The sequence below is a fragment of the Streptomyces sp. NPDC058469 genome (assembly GCF_042721125.1).
Lineage (GTDB): Bacteria > Actinomycetota > Actinomycetes > Streptomycetales > Streptomycetaceae > Streptomyces.
The window spans coordinates 15173-30770 of the sequence record NZ_JBHXME010000038.1 but is presented as its reverse complement, the minus strand read 5'-3'; the positions used below and the strand labels follow the sequence as shown (position 1 = coordinate 30770).

13 protein-coding genes and 3 pseudogenes are annotated in these 15598 nt (G+C 71.0%); 8 read left to right on the top strand and 8 right to left on the bottom strand.

Features of this window, described 5'->3' with window-relative positions:
* The 6 genes and pseudogenes from ACFWP5_RS18715 to ACFWP5_RS18690 all read right to left on the bottom strand — a co-directional run bounded on the left by ACFWP5_RS18715 (position 1) and on the right by ACFWP5_RS18690 (position 4910).
* Positions 1-588, bottom strand: coding sequence for an FHA domain-containing protein (locus ACFWP5_RS18715; protein ID WP_384157164.1), 588 nt, complete (start codon positions 586-588; stop codon positions 1-3).
* 119 nt (positions 589-707) lie between these two features.
* A complete protein-coding gene (locus ACFWP5_RS18710) occupies positions 708-2051 on the bottom strand; it encodes a hypothetical protein (protein ID WP_384157161.1) in 1344 nt (447 codons plus the stop codon).
* Between the two features lie 23 nt (positions 2052-2074).
* Positions 2075-2377, bottom strand: a pseudogene (locus ACFWP5_RS18705) (PP2C family protein-serine/threonine phosphatase); the annotation flags it as partial.
* 19 nt (positions 2378-2396) lie between these two features.
* Positions 2397-3899 (bottom strand): annotated as a pseudogene (locus tag ACFWP5_RS18700) (tetratricopeptide repeat protein); the annotation flags it as partial.
* Positions 3899-4246, bottom strand: a pseudogene (locus ACFWP5_RS18695) (NADPH-dependent F420 reductase); the annotation flags it as partial. The pseudogenes ACFWP5_RS18695 and ACFWP5_RS18700, both read right to left, overlap by 1 nt.
* 187 nt (positions 4247-4433) lie before the next feature.
* Positions 4434-4910, bottom strand: coding sequence for a nuclear transport factor 2 family protein (locus tag ACFWP5_RS18690; protein ID WP_384157158.1), 477 nt, complete (start codon positions 4908-4910; stop codon positions 4434-4436).
* A gap of 227 nt (positions 4911-5137) precedes the next feature.
* On the opposite strand from ACFWP5_RS18690, the gene ACFWP5_RS18685 reads away from it, so the two are divergent.
* The 5 genes from ACFWP5_RS18685 to ACFWP5_RS18665 all read left to right on the top strand — a co-directional run bounded on the left by ACFWP5_RS18685 (position 5138) and on the right by ACFWP5_RS18665 (position 10487).
* Positions 5138-5614: an RrF2 family transcriptional regulator gene (locus tag ACFWP5_RS18685; protein WP_384157155.1), complete on the top strand. Its 477-nt coding sequence runs from the start codon at positions 5138-5140 to the stop codon at positions 5612-5614.
* An 87-nt stretch (positions 5615-5701) separates the two neighbouring features.
* The gene (locus ACFWP5_RS18680) at positions 5702-7159 is read left to right on the top strand and encodes a M1 family metallopeptidase (protein WP_384157152.1); all 1458 of its coding nucleotides are present in this window, start codon (positions 5702-5704) and stop codon (positions 7157-7159) included.
* A 41-nt stretch (positions 7160-7200) separates the two neighbouring features.
* The gene (locus ACFWP5_RS18675; protein ID WP_384157149.1) at positions 7201-7947 is read left to right on the top strand and encodes a L,D-transpeptidase family protein; all 747 of its coding nucleotides are present in this window, start codon (positions 7201-7203) and stop codon (positions 7945-7947) included.
* Positions 7948-7965: 18 nt separating this feature from the next.
* Positions 7966-8664 carry a response regulator gene (locus ACFWP5_RS18670; RefSeq protein ID WP_384157146.1) on the top strand — a complete coding sequence of 233 codons (699 nt, stop codon included), beginning with the start codon at positions 7966-7968 and terminating at the stop codon, positions 8662-8664.
* Positions 8661-10487 (top strand): sensor histidine kinase, encoded by a 1827-nt coding sequence (locus ACFWP5_RS18665; protein WP_384157143.1) that lies wholly within the window; start codon positions 8661-8663, stop codon positions 10485-10487. The genes ACFWP5_RS18670 and ACFWP5_RS18665 overlap by 4 nt, the downstream gene beginning before the upstream one ends.
* 78 nt (positions 10488-10565) lie before the next feature.
* Here ACFWP5_RS18665 and ACFWP5_RS18660 read toward each other — a convergent pair whose 3' ends face one another.
* The gene (locus ACFWP5_RS18660) at positions 10566-11786 is read right to left on the bottom strand and encodes a saccharopine dehydrogenase family protein (RefSeq protein WP_384157141.1); all 1221 of its coding nucleotides are present in this window, start codon (positions 11784-11786) and stop codon (positions 10566-10568) included.
* Between the two features lie 149 nt (positions 11787-11935).
* Here ACFWP5_RS18660 and ACFWP5_RS18655 point away from each other — a divergent pair, with 149 nt between their 5' ends.
* Positions 11936-12661, top strand: a complete 726-nt coding sequence (locus ACFWP5_RS18655) for a TetR/AcrR family transcriptional regulator (RefSeq protein ID WP_384157138.1) — start codon at positions 11936-11938, stop codon at positions 12659-12661.
* Here ACFWP5_RS18655 and ACFWP5_RS18650 read toward each other — a convergent pair.
* On the bottom strand, positions 12627-13526 hold the full coding sequence (locus ACFWP5_RS18650; RefSeq protein WP_384157268.1) for a LysR family transcriptional regulator ArgP: 900 nt from the start codon (positions 13524-13526) through the stop codon (positions 12627-12629). The genes ACFWP5_RS18655 and ACFWP5_RS18650 overlap by 35 nt on opposite strands.
* Positions 13527-13595: 69 nt before the next feature.
* Here ACFWP5_RS18650 and ACFWP5_RS18645 point away from each other — a divergent pair, with 69 nt between their 5' ends.
* Positions 13596-14207 carry a LysE/ArgO family amino acid transporter gene (locus ACFWP5_RS18645; protein ID WP_384157135.1) on the top strand — a complete coding sequence of 204 codons (612 nt, stop codon included), beginning with the start codon at positions 13596-13598 and terminating at the stop codon, positions 14205-14207.
* A gap of 79 nt (positions 14208-14286) precedes the next feature.
* Positions 14287-15597, top strand: coding sequence for an MFS transporter (locus tag ACFWP5_RS18640; protein WP_384157132.1), 1311 nt, complete (start codon positions 14287-14289; stop codon positions 15595-15597).
* Position 15598: the final 1 nt, after the last annotated feature.

The following is a 15598-nucleotide window of genomic DNA, read 5'->3' as shown; positions in this document are numbered from 1 at the left end:
TCAGTCCCGGTGGATGGTGATCGTCGTCCAGAGGCCTACGTGTACGCGGTCACCGTCCTTCAACGGCACCGGTACGTGAGGGGCGATGGGGTCCTCGGCGCCGTTCACCGTGGTGCCGTTGGTGGAGCCCTTGTCGATGAGGGACCACTTGGAGTCGGGTTGCTGGACGAGGATGGCGTGTTCGTGGGAGACGCCCGGGTCCTCGGGGTCGCTGTCGAGGTCGATGAAAGGGGGCTCGCCCGTGGACCGGTGGCGACGGCCGATCGTGATCACGATGCGGGTGAGCGGGATGTGGAGGTCGGGGGAGTGGGCGGGGAAGTAGAGCCCCTGGTCCTCGGGTTCGCTGCGGGCCATCACCTTGGCGAAGTAGTCGTGGTCGACGCGGACGGTGGCCGTCCAGGTCGGCGAGCCCGTGGGAACCTCCGCGCGGGGAGAGGACGGCGAGGGCAGTGACTGGGGGACGGAGACGGTGCCGGTCCGGGTGACGAAGTTGTAGCGGCACCCCTCGCAGAACCGGGCGAGATCCTCGCGGGGCGTACCGCAGTTGGGGCAGAGCTCGGCGGCGGAAGGCGCCGGTGCGGTGGACATGCGGTGGCCGCACACCTCGCACCAGTCGTCGGTTTCGGACGGGTGTCCGTTCGGACAGGTCGACATGTCGCTCTTTCTCTGTTCGCCCGTCTAGGTGCGCGGTGCGGGTGCGCGGTGCGCTATTTCTTGACCCGCACAGTCTTCGTCGAGCGTGTTTCCAGGGTCATCTCGTCCGCGTCGGCCACCCGGGCCTTGAGCCGCACGGTGCCGCTCGCCGCGTCGACGACATCCACCACCTTGGCCAGCAACTTCGAGGTCCCGTCGTTGCCGGAGGCGCCGGCGAGCTGGACGGCACGGCCCAGCTTGGCGGTCGCGGAGCCGAAGTCGCCCTGTTTGCGGGCCTCCAGGCCCTCCTGGATGACCTGCGCGAGTTCGGCCTGCCCGGTGTAGTGGGCGACCTGGGGGTTGATGCGGGTGGACGCGACCATGTCGTCGGTCCAACAGGCACGTACGAGACCCTGGGAGGCCGCCTGCGTCGTACCGTCGGGCTGGGGCACCACCAGGGAGATCCGGGCGGCCAGCATCTCCTCGCCGACCTCTGTGCGGGGGACCTGAATACAGACGTGGTAGTCGCGGGACTCGTCGCCCCAGGAACCGGTGGGGTAGTCACCCGCACGCGGGCCGACCTCGGTACGGCGGAGGGTCAGGTCCTCGACCGTGGGGGCGACCTGCCTGACCCACTTGACCGTGGAGCCCTGTGGGGTCCAGACGCGCAGCGCCACATCGGCGACGCCCTTGCCCATCGCGTTCTCCATCATCTGCCGGAAGTCGTCGGCCAGACCGGAGGGGTCGGCGACGATGTCCACGGAGCCGAGCAGCGCCGAGGCGACCTCGGTGAGCTCCTTGACCTCCCAGTCGGTGCCCACGCCCCGGGCGTCACAGGTGAAGCGTCCGGCGCAGGCGTCGAGTACGGCCCGTAGCGCCCCGGGTGCCTCGTGCTCGTTACGGCCGTCGGTGAGCAGGATGCCGTGGCGTATCGGGACGTCGGTCGTGGCGAACAGCTCGTCGGCGAGCCACAGCCAACTGCCCATCGCGGTACCGCCGTCCGCACTCAGCTTCCCCACGGCCTGCTTGGCCTGATACCGGGTGGCGGGATCGGCCACGGCCAGCCGGCCGTCGGCGGGGTAGACCTCGTAGGCCGCGTGGGTGCCGGCGATCACGGCGAAGGCCACGCCGTCGCGGACGGTGTCGATCGCGGCGGCGGTCGCGTCGCGCGCGTTGCGCATCTTGGCCGGCGGGTTGTCCATCGAGCCGGAGCAGTCGACCATGATGACAACGGCCGCGTCCGGAGCGGGTAGTGAGGTCGGGTCCCCGGTTCCCAGTGGTCGGCCGCCGAGGGTGCCGCCGCCGGTCGCGGTCACGGTGACGATCGCGTTGACCTCGTGTCCGCCTTCGGGCAGGTACTCGTTCTGGTAGATGTCGACGGCGAACTGCGGCACGTCCGACTTGGAGAAGACAGCCATCGCTTGTGCTCCTTACGCCTGTTTCAGGCAGGTTCGTGTTCGGTCCGCCCGGCAGGCGTCGGGATCGGCAGGACGGCGACCGTCACGTTGTCGTGGCCGCCTCCGTCGAGCGCCACCTTCACCAGCGCCCGCGCGCACCGCAGTGGGTGCGTGCCGGCGTCCGCCGGTACCGCCGACGCCAACTCCTCCGCGGATTCGGCGTAGTTCCACAGGCCGTCGGTGCACACCACCACGACCCCTGGTCCGTCCGGCTCGAAGGAGACGGTGTGCGGGGCGAGTTCGGGCGAGTCCGCGCCGAGCCAGGCGGTGATGGCATGGGCACGGCAGGCGGTCGGTTGCGGCATGTCACACCCACGTCCAGGGGCGGAAGCGATTGGCGCGTTCCACGAGTTCGGTCGCCGAGCCGGCCTGATGGGCGAGGCGGGCCAGTACGCGGTAGGAGCGCTCCATGCCGAAGCGCAACTCCCGTTCGGTCAGGGCGCAGTCCAGCAGTCTGGTGCCGGTGGCCTCCGGACCTGCGCCGGGGCTGCCGGAGAGTACCCAGTCGAGTGCGCTGCCCAGTACCTCGGCGGCGAGCTGTTAGCGCCGGTCGGTGTCGATACCGAGTTCCCGCAGCTCCTCCACCTGGGCGACGGCCGCCCGTAGGTCGCCCAACAGCGGTTCCCGCGGCGGCCGTTCGCGCAGTCGGGCGCGGATCGCGGCGACCCGGGCCGCCGTGAAGTGGATCGAGACCTCCGGCACCGACTCCAACGCCGTTACGGCACCGGCCCGTTCGCCCGAGGCCAGCAGGACGCGGGCGAGACCGAACGCGGCGCTGACATAGCGCTCGTCGGTGGTCCACACGAGTCGGTAGTACTCGCCGGCCTTGTCCAGCCGGCCCAGCGTCTCGGCGCAGATGCCCAGCGCCAGCTTGGGCGCGGACTCGCCCGGGAACGCGTCGTACACGGCGTCGAAGGCGAGCGCGGCCGTCTCGTGGTCGCCGGTCGCCAGCGCGGTCAGACCCCGGTGCCACACCACGCGCCAGTCGTCGAGGTCGTCGTCGGCCAGTGCTGTCAGCATGCGGGCGGCCGCGTCGGTGTCGTCCGTCTCCAGCCGCGCCCTCAGGTCCCGCAGCCGTATCTCGACGGAGTCGACGGGTGCCGACCGCAGGGCAGTTACCACCTCCGCCGGGGCCGCTGCCGCCAGGCCCGCGAGGAACTTGGCGTTGGGGTCGGCAGGGTCCACCAGGGGCACCGGCAGCGCGAGGGAGGCGGCCCGTGCGTCGAGGCGCGCAACGGTGACTGCGGGCCCGGGAGTTGGCGCCGGCTCGGCGTATGGCGTACTGGGCGGGGCCGGGGTGTTGCCGGCGAAGGCGCCGTCCGGCGTCGGGCCGGAACCGGACGCGGATTCCTCGGCCGAAGGGAGCCCCGGCAGAGCGCTGTTCGCCGACCGGCGCAGGGCGCCGCGCCGCGTCGCGAGCGTGTGCCCGCCGAGGGCGGACGCGTCGCCGGTCAGGGGCTCGACCAACTTGTCCTCGACGACCCGCAGTTCCTGCCCGAAGACGGTGGACAGGGCGGGGCGGGGCTTGCCGGTCTGCGCGGCCACGATCTCGCGGAGGACGCCGAGGAGTTGGTCCGCCATCTCCTCGGCGGAACCGAAGCGCTTGCCGGGGTCGGGGTCGGTGGCCCGGACGAGGAGCCGGTGGAAGAACTCGTACCGCGCGAAGACGGGGATCTTGTCGGGACCGGGGAGGCTGTCGACGAAGACGGTCGTGTATCCCTGGAAGTCGAAGGTGAGGATCGCGAGGGCGCGGGCCACCGTATAGAGGTCCGAGGCGACGGACGGGCCGAACTCGGCTACCTCCGGCGCCGCTGGAGCAGTTCGCTGTCGGTGAGCTCCTGCGCCTCCAGTTCCGGGATGGTGCCGTCGCGCGGGGCAAAGTAGTTACCGGTGTCGATGACCGTCTTGCCGACGAGGGGTTCCCGGGGAACCGCCCCCACGGCGCCGACCGGGATCGTCACGACGACCCAGTCCCCGACGGCCGCCGCCTGCGCGGGAGTTGCCGCACGGGCCTGCGGCCCCAGTTCGGCCACGAGGTCGGAAAGCGTCTGCGGCCCCCGCGAGTTGCTGAGCACGACGTCCAGTCCGGCGTCGACCGCCAGCCGGGCAAGCGTGCCACCGATGTTTCCACTGCCGATGAGTCCCAGTGTCGCCATGCTTGGGACAACCTCCCGATTGAGTGCCGGTCAGCGGTGATTGCCGACATCGATGAAGAACCGCGGACCGGAGTTCCGGCTCAGGTTCGGTTCGGCAGCCCCCTCCGCAGCGCGCTGCACGGGTGTCGGGGACGGGTCGCAGGGGGCCGCCGGGTGATCCGAACACGTATCAGAAGACGTACGGGATTCAGAAGACGTACGGGATGTCGTGGATGACGTCCTGGTGCCGGATGCGCCACACGCCATCGGTGCGGCGGAAGGTGAAGCGGTAGTAGCCCGACTCGATGGGCTTGATGGTGCCCTGGGCGCCGAAGGTGCCGGCGGGCCAGCCGCCCTCGGGCTTCCTGGTTCCGACGACGTCGAAGGTGATGAACTGGGTGTCGATGCTGGCCTCGTCGCCGTCGACGGAGACCAGGTGGTCGTAGGTGGTGTGGTGGCTCCAGCCCAGGGGCGGGTGCGGCGCCATGGCCGTGGACATGGCCGCCGCGATCTGCGCGCTCCCGGAGAGCTTGCCCAGCAGCTCCGTCCCGTCGGGCCCGCGGTGGTAGTGGACCTCGACAACCGCGTCGGCGTCGTAGAGCTGTGCCAGCGCCTCGCCGTCGCGCTGGTCCGCGGCCCGGGTGTATCGGGAAACGATCTGCCTGATCTCGGTCTCGGTGCTCATGGCGTTCTCCGGTTCTCTCTGTGATGCCTGTCGGATTCCGGGCTCGTACGGCAGACGGGCGACCGGTCGCCGGCGCGATGAGCCCTCGTGCAGACGGGCCCCTCGGGCGTCGCAATCTGCATGTGTGAAAAGTACATATCCTTCGACGGAAGTGCAACTGTAAGAGTTGCTAATATGGAGGCGCCGGGAGTCACCCGGACCGAACGGTGGACGAAAGGGGTACGACCATGCTGGACGTGCGGTTCTCCAGCGCGCTGAAGGCCATGCTCCTGCTGGGCCATGCCGAGGAAGCGGGCAGCCCCGTCCTCAGCTCGACCCAGCTCGCCAGGAGTCTGGACACGAACCCGAGCCTGGTGCGCAAGCTGATGGTCCCGCTGGTGCAGGACGCTCTCGTCACGTCCATCAAGGGCCGCAGCGGAGGTGTCCGCCTCGGCCGGCCCGCGGACCGGATCACGCTGGAGGAGATCTACCGCTCGTCCATCGGCGACAAGCCGCTCTGGGCCCCCCGGGCGGAGGGGCCCCGGGAGTGCCTGGTCACCAACCACTCCGCCGAGTACTTCCTCAGGCTCACCGACGAGACCGAGGCGGCCGTCCTCCACGCGCTGGCGGGCCGCACCCTCGCCGACAGCCTCGACGAGCTGCGTGCCATCGACCGGGCCGGTGGTGCTCCCGCTCCCGAACGGCCGCTGCTCACGTCCCGTTAGTACATTCCTCAGTACATTCCCCCGCTTGACAAGTTTGCTGTAACAAGAGGGATTTCGAGGGAGTCCGCGGCCTAGTCTCTGAGGCGGATGATCAACCCCCCTCACCCTGTAGGAGCGCATGTGACGCAAGTCCGGCAGCAGTCCACAAGACGCACCGCTGTCCTCCGCCGCAGCGCAGTCGTGGCCACCGTCCCCGTCGCCCTCGCGGCCCTGCTCGCGTCCGCCGCGCCCGCCGGTGCCACGACGATCGGTTCGGCCGGCGCGGGAGACCCGTACTTCCCGCTCTCCGGGAACGGCGGCTACCACGTCGCCCACTACGGTCTGACGCTCCGTTACGACCCGACGAGTCGCCACCTCGACGGCAAGGCGGTCCTCACCGCGCGCGCCACCGAGAAACTCACCCGCTTCGACCTCGACTTCAAGGGCCTCAAGGTCACCGGTCTCACCGTCGACCGTGCCAAGGCGGACTTCCGCCGCGACGGACAGGAACTCGTCGTCACCCCGCGCCGGGCCGTGCGCAAGGGAGAGCGGTTCCAGGTCACCGTCACCTACAACGGCATCCCCAAGCAGGTCACCGACCCGGACGGCTCGGCCGACGGCTGGATCACCACCGACGACGGCGCCTTCGTGGCCGGCGAGCCGCAGGGCGCGATGACCTGGTTCCCGGCGAACAGCCACCCCAAGGACAAGTCGTCGTACGACTTCACGATCACGGTCCCGCAGGGGCGCACCGCGGTCGCCAACGGCGTGCTCCTCGGGCAGAAGACCGTCCACGGGAAGACCACGTTCCGCTGGCACGCGCCGGAGCCGATGGCCGCCTATCTCGCCACGGCGACGGTCGGGAAGTTCAAGGTCGAGCAGTACACCACCCGCGACGGCGTCAAGGTGTACAACGCCGTCGACCCCCGTGAAGTCGCCGCCGCCGCGCCCGTGTTGAAGAAGCTGCCCTCCGTCCTGGAGTGGGAGAGCAAGCTGTTCGGGCCGTATCCGTTCCGCTCGGCCGGGTCGATCGTCGACCACGCGCCGGACGTGGGGTACGCGCTGGAGACGCAGGGGCGGCCGATCTACGACTCGGCGCCGGACCTCAGCACCCTCGTGCACGAGAACGCCCACCAGTGGTTCGGGGACTCCGTGTCCCTCACCGCCTGGAAGGACATCTGGCTCAACGAGGGCTTCGCGACCTACGCGGAGTGGCTCTACAGCGAGCAGCACGGTGGCAAGACCGCCCAGCAGACCTTCGACGCGCTGTACGCCCGCAAGGCGACCGACGGCCTGTGGGCGTTCCCGCCCGGCGACCCGGGCAGCGGCGCCAACATCTTCGGCACCCCGGTGTACGCCCGCGGGGCCATGGCGCTGCACGAACTGCGCCTGGCCGTAGGCGACAAGACCTTCTTCGCGGTCCTGCGGGCCTGGGCGGGCGCACACCGCTACGGGCACGGAACCACCGCACAGTTCATCAGCCTTGCGGAGCAGAAGTCGGGGAAGAAGCTGGACGTCCTCTTCCACAACTGGCTCTACACGAAAGGCAAGCCGGCCAAGCCGTAGGAGCTGACGAGTTCCTCACATGTGTCGGTCATCGTCGACTCATGATCACTCGTATTCCCTCGGTCGCACTGGTCGCCGCATCCCTTCTTCTCACGGGATGCGGCGGCGGTGCGGTGGCGGCGACGGACCACGCGTCCGCCCCCTCTCCCGCCTCCTCGTCCGCGCCGTCGCCCTCGTCGGAGATATCCGCCGAGGCGGCTCCCCGGCAACTGCCGGGCGTGGGGCCCAAGATGCTGGCCCGCATACCGGCCGGCACCGAGCAGGTCGTCCTGGTCACCGGCCGGGGCGAGGACTCGCCCCTCTCCACCGTCGCCCTGTACGAGCGCACCGACGACGGCTGGGAGCAGACCGCCAGCTGGGCCGCGCACAACGCGCTCAAGGGCTGGTCCAACCACCACATGGCCGGTGACCTGCGCTCGCCGATCGGTGTCTATTCGCTCACCGACGCGGGCGGACTGCTCAAGGACCCCGGCACCAAGCTGTCGTACGACCAAGGGACGGGCTTCGTCTCACCCGGCACCGGCTTCGAGGGCGAACCCCTTGCAGGGTCCTTCGACTACGTGATCGCCATCAACTACAACCGGCAGCCGGGCACTTCACCCCTCGACTGGACCCGCCCCCTCGGCTCCTCGCGCGGCGGTGGCATCTGGATCCACGTCGACCACGGCGGCCCCACCCACGGCTGCGTCAGCATCGCCGAGGACCACATGGAGGAACTCCTGCGTACCCTGGACCCGGCCCGGCATCCGGTCGTCGTCATGGGCGACGCCGCCGCCCTCGGCCACTGACCGCTTAGGATCCGCCAGGTGTGCGCACATGTGCTGGTCGCCGAGGACGACGAGATGCAGGCCGAGCTGATACGACGCTCCCTGCTGACGGAAGGCCACACCGCGACCGTGGTCCATGACGGTGCCGCCGCCATCGCGGCGGCCCGGAAACTCAGACCCGACCTCGTGGTGCTCGACCTCATGCTGCCGGTGATCGACGGCTTCGGGGTGTGCCGGGTGCTGCGCGGCGAGGACGACATCCCCGTCCTGATGCTCACCGCCCGCTCCACCGAGGACGACGTCCTGCTCGGCCTGGAACTCGGCGCCGACGACTACATGACCAAGCCCTACAGCCCGCGCGAGCTGATGGCCCGCATCCGCACGGTCCTGCGGCGCAGCGGCCGGACCACCGAGGACCGGCAGGAGGACACCGTCGTACGGGCGGCGGGACTGTCCGTCGACGCGGTACGGCACGAGGTGCGCTGCGACGGGGCGCCGGTGGACTGCACGCCGGCCGAGTTCGAGATCCTGCTGGCGATGACCGCCGAGCCCGAACGGGTCTTCTCCCGGCGGCAGTTGCTCCAGTACACCCGGGGCCTCGACCGGGCGTCCACGGAACGGGCCGTCGACGTCCACATCATGAACCTGCGCCGGAAGATCGAGGCCGACCCGCGGCGGCCGGTCCGGCTGCTGACCGTGTTCGGCGTCGGCTACAAGCTGCGCGGCGGTCGCGCGTGAGGCCCCGGATACCGCTGCGCAAGCGGCTCCTGGTCCGGCTGCTCGTCGCCACCGTGCTGATCGCGCTCTGCTCGGTCGGGGCGACGGCCTGGCTGGCGGTGGAGACCACCACCCGGGCCATCCAGGAGGAACAGGGCCAGGACCTCGCGGACGACATGCGCATCCTCGCGCAGCTCAGCGGATACGCCGCGACGCACCCCGAGTGGAAGGGCGTCGCACCCGCCGTCCGCGCACTGTCGAAGAAGATGGGCCGCCGCATCGCCCTCACCACCTCCGACCGCACCCTCATCGCCGACTCCGCACCGCACGGCACCTCACTGCCGCCCCGCGCCGCCGCGAACGTCGACCCCCTGCACACCGACACGTACACCGAGCCCGGCGCTCAGCTCAGCGGCCTCGACCCCCGGGTCGTCGGGCCGTACCGGCTGACCGCGAACGAGCGGGCCCGGCTGGCGAAGCTGGCCAAGGACCGCCAGGCGTGCTTCAGACAGAGCGGAATCGACACGACCATCACGATGACGCCGAGCGGCCGTCCCGTCCTCACCGACGCGGACGGCAACAACGCCAATGACTCTGTGCCGGAGCCGTGCGCCGACGGGAAGCTCAACACCCCGACCATCACCGAAGAGAAGGCGTTGAAGAACCTGATCGTGAGCGCCCAACCCTGCATGGTGCGGGGAGGCGTGAACTTCAAGGTCCCGTACTTCGGGGTCGACATCTCCGACAAGAGCCTCGGCTCCCGCTACATCACGGGCGCGTACAACAAGCTGGGCGACGCGGCCGACATACGAAAGGCGCAGGCCTGCACCGACAGCGCCCGCCGTGCCCAACTCGACCCCTACGTCGCGCCGGTGGCCGAACTGTTCCTGGGCGGCGGGGACACCACCGCCCCCCGCTTCGACGTCTCCCCAGCGAACAAGGCCAAGGTCGTCGGCGCCGCCGCCGCGGTCCTCGCCCTCACCGTCCTCGTCACGGCCGTGGTCGCGACCCGGCTGGTACGACCCCTGCGCGCGCTGACCGAGGCGGCCCAGCAGCCGCCGGAGCTGCACGTCCGGGTGCCGGTGAAGACCAGGGACGAGACCGGCATCCTGGCCGAGGCGTTCAACGACCTCACCGAACGCCGCGAACGCATGGAGGCCCAGCGCAAGGCCATGGTCAGCGACATCGCCCATGAACTGCGCAGCCCCCTCACCAACATCCGCGGCTGGCTGGAGGTCACCCGGGACGGCCTCGTCGAACCCGACCCGGCACTGCTCGGCTCCCTGCACGAGGAGGCGATGGTCCTCCAGCGGGTCATCGACGACCTCCAGGACCTCGCCGCCGCCGACGCCGGCACCCTGCGCCTGCACCGTGAACCCGTGCGCGTCGAGGACCTCGTCGACCAGGTCGTCGCCGCGTACCGCGTCTCCGCCGACACGGCCGGGGTCGCCCTGACCGGCAGGACGGACAGCTCCCTCTGGCTGGAGGCGGATCCGGTCCGCATGCGCCAGGTCCTCGGCAACCTCGTGTCCAACGCCCTGCGCCACACGCCCGTCGACGGCACCGTCACGCTGGCCGCGTGGCGTGACGGTGACGACGTCGTCCTGACCGTCGCCGACACCGGCACGGGCATCGCGCCCGAGGACCTCGCGCACGTCTTCGAGCGTTTCTGGCGCGCCGACCAGTCCCGCAGCCGCCGCACCGGAGGCAGCGGCCTCGGCCTGTCCATCGTCCGCGACCTGATCGCCGCCCACAACGGCACGGTGGAGGCGGCCAGCGAACCCGGCGCCGGTTCCGTGTTCACGCTGCGCCTGCCCAACTCCGGAGCGCCGGAGGGGGATTGACGCCTGTTCAACGCCCCGCTGTCGGAGGATAATTGACGCTCACTCAACTCACCGCCGTCGCATGTGAGTTGAGCGCTGTCACTGTTCCCGGAGGCCCCACGGCGACCCGTACGCCGTCAGCAGATCAAGGAACGGACCGGCCGGGAACGCCTCCGGCCCCAGCACGCCCGAGCCGGTCCACGCCCCCGTGGCCAGCAACTCCAGGGCGATCACCGGGTTGATCGCCGTCTGCCAGACCACCGCCTGGGAGCCGTACTCCGCCATCGACCACTGGTTGTCGACCACGTGGTAGAGGTACACCTCGCGCGGCGCCCCGTCCTTCGTGCCGCGCACCCACGTGCCCGCGCAGGTCTTGCCGTGCATACGGTCGCCCAGTGTCGCGGGGTCGGGCAGACAGGCGGCGACAACATCCCTCGGCGATACGGCAGTTGGGCCCGACGTGCTCGGCACGGTGACCGGCTCGGTGCGGTCCAGGCCCAGCAGGTGCAGGGTCTTGAGGGTCTCGATGAAGTCGCCGCCCAGGCCGTACTTGAAGGTGACGCGGCGCGTGTCGACCCAGCGCGGCACCAGCAGCACCTCCTCGTGCTCCACGTTCACGCACTCGACCGGGCCGATGCCTTCGGGGAAGTCGAACACCTCGGGCTCGCTGAACGGTTCCGTGGTGAACCAGCCGCGGTCGGCCTCGTAGACGACCGGCGGGTTCAGGCACTCCTCGATCGTGGTCCAGATGCTGAAGGAGGGCGCGAAGTCGTAGCCGTCGACGGTGAGGTTCGCCCCGTCGCGGATGCCGATCTCCTCGATCTCGTCGAAGAGTTCGTCGGCCGCGTACCGCGCGAACACGTCCGAGAGTCCCGGCTCCACACCCATCCCGACGAGCGCGAGGGCACCCGCCTTCTCCCAGTCGGCCGCCTCGGCGAACTGCGCGTCCCCGAGCTTGACCCCGCACTCCTCGTACGGCCGCTCGGGATGCGGCCGGGACAACGACATCGCCATGTCGAGGTAGTCGGCCCCGGCGGCACGCGCCGCGCGGAACAGGGGCAGGACGAAGCGCGGGTCGGTCGCGTTCAGCAGGACATCGCACTCGTGCGCGCGCAGCGCCGCCACGACGGCCCCCTCGTCGCTCGCGTCCAGCCGCTCGGCGCGGAACCGGGCGCCGTCCGTCCCGAGCGCGGCGACCGCGGCCTCGGCCCGGGAGAGGTCGTAGTCGGCGACCACCATCGCGTCGAAGAACGGACGCCGGGCCGCGATCCGGGTGACCGCGGTACCCACGCCACCGGCTCCCACGAGCAGTACACGCATGGCAAGAACTCCTTCACTGCCGATATCTCTGCCGAACTACGAACGTCAGCGGACCCTGCCCGAGATACAACGCCGGTCGCGCGGATAAGGTCAATGTCGTTGGCATAAGGACGCGCATGGACGCACAGGGACGCTCAAGGAGGCCCGCGATGCCGAAACCGGTGGTGTCCGAGGAGAAACGGCGACGGCGCCGTCCCACCAAGAGCGGCACCGTCCTGTCCGAGCAGTTGATCGTCGACACGGCCCTGCGCATGCTGCGCGAACACGGCAGCGCCGGTCTCACCGCCCGCCGCCTGGGCCTCGCGCTCGACGCCGACCCCAGCACGCTCTACCGCTACTTCCGCGGCATGGACGAGCTGACCCTGGCCATCGGCGACGCCCTCGTCGGGCAGGCGCTGCGGGGCTGGCAGCCGACGGGGGAGTGGCGGGCGGACCTGCGCGCGATCGGCCTGCGCATCCACGCCGCGTACGTCGCCCACCCGCAGGCCGCCCAGCTCACCGCGAGCCGGGTCACCGGCCGGGCCAACGAACTGGCCGCCGACGAGGCCGTGTTGGACGTCCTGCGCACGGCCGGGTTCCCGTTGCCGGACACCGTGCGGATCTACCACGCGTTCATCGACCAGACCCTGGCCTTCGCCGCCCTCGACGCCGCGTCCCTGGCCCTGCCGAGCGCGGCCCTGCGCGCCGACGAGGACATGTGGCGCTCGACCTACGCCCGCCTGCCCCGCACCACCCACCCCCGCATCGCCGAGGCGGCCCCGCTCCTGGCGGCCCGCATGGTCGACAGCGCGTATCCGACGGCCCTGGAGATGCTGCTGGACAGCGCCGCCCTCCGACTGGCTAACCCCGCAACGCCTCCGCCGCCGTCCCCGTGACCGCCGCCGCCACGGCCGCGAGCGCCGGCGAGTCCAGCTTCCACTGCTGCCAGTACAGCGGTACGTCGACCGACCGCTCCGGCGCGAAGTTCACCAGCCGCCCGGCGCTCAGCAGCTCGGCGGCCTGCATCTCCGGCACCATGCCCCACCCCAGCCCGGCGGCGACGGCCTCGACGAACCCCTCCGAGGTCGGCACGAGATGCCGTACCGCACTCGCGCCGCCCTGCCCCCGCCCCAGCCGCCGTACGAAGGCGTCCTGGAAGTCGTCCCGCCGGTCGAAGGTGATCACCGGCGCCTCGGTCAGCGCGTCCCGCAGCGGGCCTCCGAGACATGTCTCCCTGAACTCCGGGCTCGCGACCGGGAGATAGCGCATCCGCCCCAGCGCCCGCACCGAGCAGCCCGGCACGGCGTCCGGTGACGAGGTCACCGCCGCCATCACCAGGCCCTCGCGGAGCAGCGCGGCCGTGTGGTCCTCGTCCTCGCGGCGGAGCTCGAAGCAGACCCTGAGTTCGCGCGGGACGCGGGTGAGCGCGCCCAGGAACCAGGTGGCCAGCGAGTCGGCGTTCACCGCGACCGACACCCGGGTCGGCTCGCCGGCCCCGCTCAGCCCCAGCTCGGCGCGCGCGTCCCGTTCCAGTCGGGCCAGCTGGCGGGCGAACCGTACGACCACCTCGCCGGACTCGGTCGTCCGCACCGGCTTGGTGCGCAGCAGGAGGACCCGGCCGGTGCGCTGTTCCAGGGCCTTCACGCGCTGGCTGACCGCCGAGGGCGTCACATGCAGCGCGGAGGCCGCCGCGTCGAACGTGCCCTCGTCCACCACCGCGAGCAGCGTCCGTACCTGATCGAGGGGAAGCTCCGAAACCATCACGAGCGCTAATGTTACGTAAGAATCTTTAGCTGTACTCCTGATCCCGGTGTCCCTAGCGTCGAGGGCGTGACCAACGCTCTCTCCGCCGCGGCCGCCGGCTTCGGCACCGGCCTCTCGCTCATCGTCGCCATCGGCGCCCAGAACGCCTTCGTCCTGCGCCAGGGCATCCGCCGCGACGCGGTCCTCGCCGTGGTCGGCATCTGCGCCCTGTCCGACGCGCTCCTCATCGCGCTGGGCGTCGGCGGGGTCGGCGCGGTCGTGGTCGCCTGGCCGGGCGCGCTCAAGGCGGTCGGCCTGATCGGCGGCGCGTTCCTGCTCGTCTACGGCGTCCTCGCCGCCCGCCGGGTCTTCCGCCCCGCCGCCCTGCACGCCGAGGGCGAGGCGGTCGGCTCGCGCCGCCGGGCCGTCCTCACCTGCCTGGCGATGACCTGGCTCAACCCGCACGTCTACCTGGACACCGTGTTCCTGCTCGGCTCCATCGCCGCCGACCGCGGCCCGCTGCGCTGGACCTTCGGACTCGGCGCCGTCTGCGCCAGCCTGTGCTGGTTCACCGCGCTCGGCTTCGGCGCCCGCCTGCTCAGCCGCTTCCTCGCCAAGCCCTCGGCCTGGCGGGTCCTGGACGGTCTGGTCGCCGCGACGATGATCGGTCTCGGCGCAACGCTCGTGGCCGGAGCGTGAGATGGCGGATTCGGCAGGCACAGCCGGTGCTGCGATAGTGAACCCCGGCCGAAAGATGTAGCGAGCAACCAGGACGCCAGTGGACACGAGCGAGAGCACCGACAGCGGCACGGAACCCGAGTCGGAGAAGGACCGGGAACCGGCGACAGGCCCCCGGCGCGGCTGGCGACGCTGGGCGATGGACACCCGCCCGCTGCGCATCCCCGCCTACCGCCGCCTGTGGTCCTCGACCATCGTCACGGCCGTCGGCAGCCAGCTCACCGCCGTCGCCGTACCCAAGCAGATCTACGACATCACCGGCTCCTCCGCCTGGGTCGGCGCCGCCAGCATGGCCGGCCTGCTGCCGCTCATCGTGTTCGCGCTGTGGGGCGGCGCGATCGCCGACAGCATGGACCGCCGCAAACTGCTCCTGATCACCAACAGCGGCATAGCCGTGACCTCGGTGCTGTTCTGGGTCCAGGCGGCCACCGGGCTCAACTCGGTGACCGCGCTCATGGTGCTGCTCGCGATGCAGCAGGCCTTCTGGGGCCTCAACGCGCCCGCCCGCAACGCCTCCATCGCCCGCCTGGTCTCCGCCGAGCAGCTGCCCGCGGCCAACGCCCTCGGCTCGACCGTCATGCAGACGGGGCAGGTCCTCGGGCCGCTCCTCGCGGGTGCCCTCATCCCGGTCATCGGCCTGCCCGAGCTGTATCTCATCGACGCGCTGGCCCTGTGCGTCACGCTCTGGGCGGTCGTCCGGCTGCCCTCGCTGCCGCCCCTGGCGTCCGCGACACCGCGCCGCGCGGGCTGGCGCGAGGTCGCCGCCGGCTTCCGCTACATCTCGCTGCACAAGGTCCTGCTGCTGTCCTTCCTCGCCGACATCATCGCGATGGTCTTCGGCATGCCCCGCGCCCTGTTCCCGCAGCTCGCCGCCCAGACCTACGCGCCCTACGGCGAGGGCCTCGCGCTGGGCATGCTGTTCGCGGCGATCCCCATCGGGGCGGTGGTCGGCGGACTGTTCTCCGGCACCTTCTCGCGGGCGCGGCGGCACGGCTGGATGGTGATCGGCGCGGTCGTCGCCTGGGGCGCTGCCATCACCGGCTTCGGGCTGAGCAGCAATCTGTGGATCGGCGTGGTGTTCCTGGCCGCCGCCGGAGTCGCCGACATGGTCTCCATGGTGTTCCGCGGGGCGATCCTGCTGTCCGCAGCCACCGACGAGATGCGCGGCCGTATGCAGGGCGTCTTCACCGTCGTGGTGGCCGGCGGCCCACGGCTCGCCGACGTCCTGCACGGCACGGCCGGGTCGGCCCTCGGCCCGCGTACGGCGGTCGCCGGCGGCGGCATCCTGGTCATCGTCATCATGCTGACCCTGGCCGCCACGGTCCCGGCGCTGCGCCGCTACCGCATCTGAC

Coding starts and splice junctions, on each gene's coding strand:
- ACFWP5_RS18675 (WP_384157149.1), top strand. CDS start 7,201: ATGATCACTCGTATTCCCTCGGTCGCACTGGTCGCCGCATCCCTTCTT.
- ACFWP5_RS18685 (WP_384157155.1), top strand. CDS start 5,138: ATGCTGGACGTGCGGTTCTCCAGCGCGCTGAAGGCCATGCTCCTGCTG.
- ACFWP5_RS18715 (WP_384157164.1), bottom strand. CDS start 588: ATGTCCACCGCACCGGCGCCTTCCGCCGCCGAGCTCTGCCCCAACTGC.
- ACFWP5_RS18655 (WP_384157138.1), top strand. CDS start 11,936: ATGCCGAAACCGGTGGTGTCCGAGGAGAAACGGCGACGGCGCCGTCCC.
- ACFWP5_RS18690 (WP_384157158.1), bottom strand. CDS start 4,910: ATGAGCACCGAGACCGAGATCAGGCAGATCGTTTCCCGATACACCCGG.
- ACFWP5_RS18650 (WP_384157268.1), bottom strand. CDS start 13,526: ATGGTTTCGGAGCTTCCCCTCGATCAGGTACGGACGCTGCTCGCGGTG.
- ACFWP5_RS18660 (WP_384157141.1), bottom strand. CDS start 11,786: ATGCGTGTACTGCTCGTGGGAGCCGGTGGCGTGGGTACCGCGGTCACC.
- ACFWP5_RS18710 (WP_384157161.1), bottom strand. CDS start 2,051: ATGGCTGTCTTCTCCAAGTCGGACGTGCCGCAGTTCGCCGTCGACATC.
- ACFWP5_RS18680 (WP_384157152.1), top strand. CDS start 5,702: ATGATCAACCCCCCTCACCCTGTAGGAGCGCATGTGACGCAAGTCCGG.